Below are 4373 nucleotides of genomic sequence, written 5' to 3'. Positions count from 1 at the left end.
AGCGCCGCCAGCGCGATTGCGCCGTGGCGGCGGGTGGGGGGAGGGCGCATGGCGTCACCTCAGATTGGTCAGGGTGGACAGCATCTGGTCGCACGCCGTGATGACCTTGCTGTTCATCTCGTACGCGCGCTGGGCGGTGATCAGGTTGGTGATCTCGGTCACCACGTTGACGTTCGATGTCTCGACATAGCCCTGCATCAGCGACCCGAATCCCGGCGAGTTCGGGTTGCCGGTCACCGGATTGCCGGAGGCGGCGGTCTGCAGCAGCAGGTTCGATCCCTGCGCATCCAGCCCGGCCTCGTTGGGAAAGGCCGCGATCTGCAACTGCCCGACCGTCGCCGGCACCGTCTGCCCGGCATAGGTCACCTGCACCTCGCCATCGGCGTTGATGGTCACGCTCTGCGCGTTGGTGGGGATGGTGATGCCGGGCAGCACGACATAGCCGTCCGCCGTGACGATCTGCCCGTCCGGCGACAGGCCGAACGTACCGTCGCGGGTATAGGCGATCTCGCCGGACGGCAGCGTGACCTGGAAATAGCCGGTGCCCTGGATCGCGACGTCGAGGCTGTTGCTGGTCTGCTGGAGGTTGCCCTGCTCGCCGATGCGGTAGATCGCCGCCGTGTTGACGCCGAGCCCGACCTGCGCGCCGGCCGGGACGATCGTGCCGGTGTCGGAGGAGTTGGAGCCGACCCGCCGCAGGTTCTGGTAGATCAGGTCCTGGAACTCCGCGCGCCGCCGCTTGAAGCCGGTCGTCGTCATGTTGGCGATGTTGTTGGAGATCACTTCGACGTTCGTCTGCTGCGCCTGCATCCCGGTGCCGGCGATATCGAGCGAGCGCATGGGCGGTGCTCAGCCGAACGCGAGGTGGACGAGTAGCGGGGAGACCGACGCCGAGGCGAGCCCGGCGGCGGCCAGCAGCGCGAGGGCGGCGATGGCCGCGTGACGTGCGAAATCGAGGTGGCGCATCGTCTCAGGCCCTCGGCAGCAGCTTGTCGACGGCGTTCTGCTGGCGGTCGCTCTCCGCCTGCAGGAAGCCCGCGACGAACTGGAACTCGTGCTGCATGTCGACCATGTGCGTGACCTCGGCGATCGGCTGGACGTTGCTGTCCTCGACCGCGCCCTGGACGATCTGCGGCGCGGCGACGGGCGCGGTCGGCGTGTCGGCGCGCAGCCGTGCGGCGCCCTCGGCCGTCATGCGCATCGGATCGGTCGGCTGCACGACGCCGATCTTGGCGATCTCGCCGCCCTGATCGCTGACGGTGCCGTCGCCGGCGATCGTCACCGTGGTGTCGCCCTGCGCGAGCTGGATCGGCTGGCCGGTGGTGTCGAGCAGCTTGTTGCCGGCAAGATCCGCGAGCATGCCGTCCGGCGTCGGCGCGAAGCGCCCCGCCCGCGTCAGGCGCGGCCCGGCGGCGGTCTGTACAGTAAAGTACCCATCACCGCTCAGCGCGATGTCGAACGGGTTGCCGGTATGGGTCAGCGTGCCCGACCGCTGGTCCCGCCACGTCGCGCGGTCCTGCGTGTAGGCGATCTGTCGTTCGGCGCCGCCCGGCGTCCCCGGCTGGCGCGACAGCCAGTCGCTGAACAGCATCCGCTCGGCCTTGAACCCCGCCGTGTCGGCGTTCGCGAGGTTGTCGGCCGTGACATCCATCGCCCGCTGCATCGCCACCAGCCGCGAGGCCGCCACCATCGTCGCGATTTCCATCGTCGTTCCCCCGTCGCGCGCCGACCGCCGGCTGCGCCGCACCGTCGCGGATGCGACCCGCGTGCCGGCGCCTAAAGCGTTGATCCGACAAGCGCCAACGCGGGCGGCCCGCCGCGGCGGGCCAAATCGTCCCGGCATCTTCTGCCGGGCGGCCGGCGCGCATGGCAGTTCCTGCCGCGCGCAAGGTTTCGTTCATCTGCCGGGGCCATGCTGTCGCGGTGCAGATGGCGGCGGGTGGGCAATGAGCGTGGACACGGCGGCCCCGGCGACGGCGGACGGGACGGCGCCAGCGGCGACGGGCGGCGGGCGGCGAAAGCTGCTGATGCTGGCCGTGCCGGTGCTGCTCGGCGTCATCGGCGCCGGCCTCTGGTTCACCGGCATCCTGCCGCGGCTGCTCGGACACGGCACCGCGACGCAGGTGCACGCCGTCGCCGCGGCGCCGCCGGTCTATATCGACGTGCCGGAGATGGTGGCCAACCTCAACGGCAATCCGCGCCGGCCGAGCTACGTGAAGCTGCGCGCCAAGCTCGAAGTCGCCGGGAGCGCCGATACCGGGCCGGTGCAGGCGGCGATGCCGCGCCTGATCGACCTGTTCCAGACCCATCTGCGCGACATGCGGCCGGAGGAGTTCCGGGGCTCCGCCGGCACCTACCGTCTGCGCGAGGAACTGATCGCCCGCGCGACCCTCGTCGCGGCGCCCGCGCATATCCAGGATGTACTGTTCGAGGAACTGCTGGTGCAATGAGCGGCGCGGCCGGACAGGACGGCGTGCCCGACGACGACGCGCCCCGCGACGACGCGCCCGACGACGACGAGGCGCTCGCCGCCGCCTGGGGCGCTGCCGCCGGCGACGGCGGCATCGCGGAGCCCGCGCGGGTGCTCAATCAGGCGGAAATCGACAGCCTCCTCGGCGTGGACGGGGGCGACGCCGGTGGGGCGGACGCGAGCGGGATCGAGCGGATCATCAGCAGCGGGCTCGTCTCCTACGAGCGCCTGCCGATGCTGGAGATCGTGTTCGACCGGCTGGTCCGCATCATGTCCACCAGCCTGCGCAACTTCACGAGCGACAACGTCGAGGTCAGCATCGACAACATCGTCTCGCTGCGGTTCGGCGACTACCTGAACTCGATCCCCCTGCCTGCCATGCTCGCCGTCTTCAAGGCGGAGGGGTGGGACAATTACGGCCTGATGGTCGTCGACAGCGCGATGATCTATTCGATCGTCGACGTCCTGCTCGGCGGCCGGCGCGGCACGGCGCCGATGCGCATCGAGGGCCGGCCCTACACAACGATCGAGCGAAGCCTCGTGGAACGGCTGATCCGCGTCGTGTTGGCCGACCTCACTGCGAGCTTCGATCCGCTTTGTCCGGTGACGTTCCGCTTCGAGCGGCTGGAGGTCAATCCGCGCTTCGTCGCGATCAGCCGCCTGTCCAACGCGGCGGTGCTCGCCCGTCTGCGCATCGACATGGAGGATCGCGGCGGCCGGATGGAGCTGCTGCTGCCCTATGCCACGCTGGAGCCGGTGCGCGAGCTGCTGCTCCAGCAATTCATGGGCGAGAAGTTCGGCCGCGACTCGATCTGGGAGACCCATCTGGCCGAGGAGCTGTGGGGCACCGACGTCGACCTCGAGATCGTGCTCGACGAACAGACGATGCGCCTCTCGGACGTCATGGCGCTGCGGCCTGGCAGCCGCATCACCCTCAACACGGCGCCGGGCGCACCGGTGACGCTGCGGTGCGGCAACGTTTCGCTGTTCGAGGGGCGGGTGGGGCGACGCAAGAGCCGCGTTGCCGTGCGGATCGAGCGCGATCTGCCGCGGCCGGTTACGCCCCATCAATGAGTGTCGCGGATAACGGCGGACGAGGGACCTGCGACGCGGTGGGGCATGGGCGCACTTGAATGGGGGCTGGAGCTGGGTCTTGTCGCGCTGCTGGGCGCGACGCTGTTTCACGCCCTGCGGCTTGAACGGGCGCTCGGCGTGCTGAAGCGTGACCGGGCGGCGCTGGAGGCGCTGGTGGCCGGCTTCAATGCCAGCACCCGGCAGGCGGAGGCGGGCGTCGCGCAGCTGCGCGAAGCGGCCGACGACGCCGGGCGGCGGATCGCGCGCCAGATCGAGAGCGCCGTCGCGCTCAAGGACGATCTCGGCTTTCTGGTCGGGCGCGCCGGGCAGGCCGCGGACCGGCTGGACGCGGCCGTGCGCGCCGCCCGCCCGGCAGGCGGTTCGTCCCCCGCTGCCATGCCGTTCGGCGACCCGCCGGTTGGGCCTGTGTCCTCCGGCTACGGTTTCGCGGGCCATCTTCCGGCCGGTCTCATCCCGTCAGGCCGCGCCATGGCCGGGGACGGAATCGAGACCGACACGACCGGCGCGCCGGCGCCGGCCCCGCGTCTGCGCAGTCAGGCCGAACGTGACCTGATGCAGGCTTTGAGGCTCGCGCGATGAGCGCCACGGCGGGTCGTGCGCGCGGGCTCCGTCTGCTGCCGGTGACGATCGGCGCGCTGGCGCTGCTGCTGTCGGTCAAGACCGTCGGGCTCGTCCGCGTGGTGATCGGGACGGAGGCCCGCGCGGCCACCGGCACGACGCCGCCGCAGCCGACCCCGGACACGCCGTCCGCACGGACGCCGGCCCCGGCGCCGTCCATGCCGAAGCCGGCCTCACCGGGCGCGCCGGC

The 4373-nt window shown here is 71.0% G+C and carries 5 protein-coding genes and 1 pseudogene; 4 read left to right on the top strand and 2 right to left on the bottom strand.

Annotated elements, in window-relative coordinates:
• Nucleotides 1–54 precede the first annotated feature (54 nt).
• Together flgG and B8460_RS12265 are read right to left on the bottom strand one after the other, a co-directional pair.
• The gene (gene flgG / locus B8460_RS12270; RefSeq protein ID WP_048861889.1) at nt 55–840 is read right to left on the bottom strand and encodes a flagellar basal-body rod protein FlgG; all 786 of its coding nucleotides are present in this window, start codon (nt 838–840) and stop codon (nt 55–57) included.
• Nucleotides 841–970: 130 nt separating this feature from the next.
• Nucleotides 971–1705 (bottom strand): flagellar hook-basal body complex protein, encoded by a 735-nt coding sequence (locus B8460_RS12265; RefSeq protein WP_048861888.1) that lies wholly within the window; start codon nt 1703–1705, stop codon nt 971–973.
• A gap of 241 nt (nt 1706–1946) precedes the next feature.
• On the opposite strand from B8460_RS12265, the gene B8460_RS12260 reads away from it, so the two are divergent.
• The 4 genes and pseudogenes from B8460_RS12260 to B8460_RS12245 form a co-directional block, all read left to right on the top strand.
• Nucleotides 1947–2450, top strand: a complete 504-nt coding sequence (locus B8460_RS12260) for a flagellar basal body-associated FliL family protein (protein WP_048861887.1) — start codon at nt 1947–1949, stop codon at nt 2448–2450.
• A complete protein-coding gene (fliM, locus tag B8460_RS12255; RefSeq protein ID WP_084623585.1) occupies nt 2447–3544 on the top strand; it encodes a flagellar motor switch protein FliM in 1098 nt (365 codons plus the stop codon). Before B8460_RS12260 ends, fliM begins: the two co-directional genes overlap by 4 nt.
• A 45-nt stretch (nt 3545–3589) precedes the next feature.
• Nucleotides 3590–4144, top strand: coding sequence for a DUF6468 domain-containing protein (locus B8460_RS12250; protein ID WP_048861886.1), 555 nt, complete (start codon nt 3590–3592; stop codon nt 4142–4144).
• Nucleotides 4141–4373: pseudogene (locus tag B8460_RS12245) on the top strand (hypothetical protein); the annotation flags it as partial. The gene B8460_RS12250 and the pseudogene B8460_RS12245, both read left to right, overlap by 4 nt.

Source organism: Acidisphaera rubrifaciens HS-AP3, assembly GCF_000964365.1.
In the GTDB taxonomy this organism is placed as follows: Bacteria; Pseudomonadota; Alphaproteobacteria; order Acetobacterales; family Acetobacteraceae; genus Acidisphaera; species Acidisphaera rubrifaciens.
The sequence above is the reverse complement of the archived record's forward strand: the minus strand, read 5'-3'. Positions and strand labels throughout refer to the sequence as shown.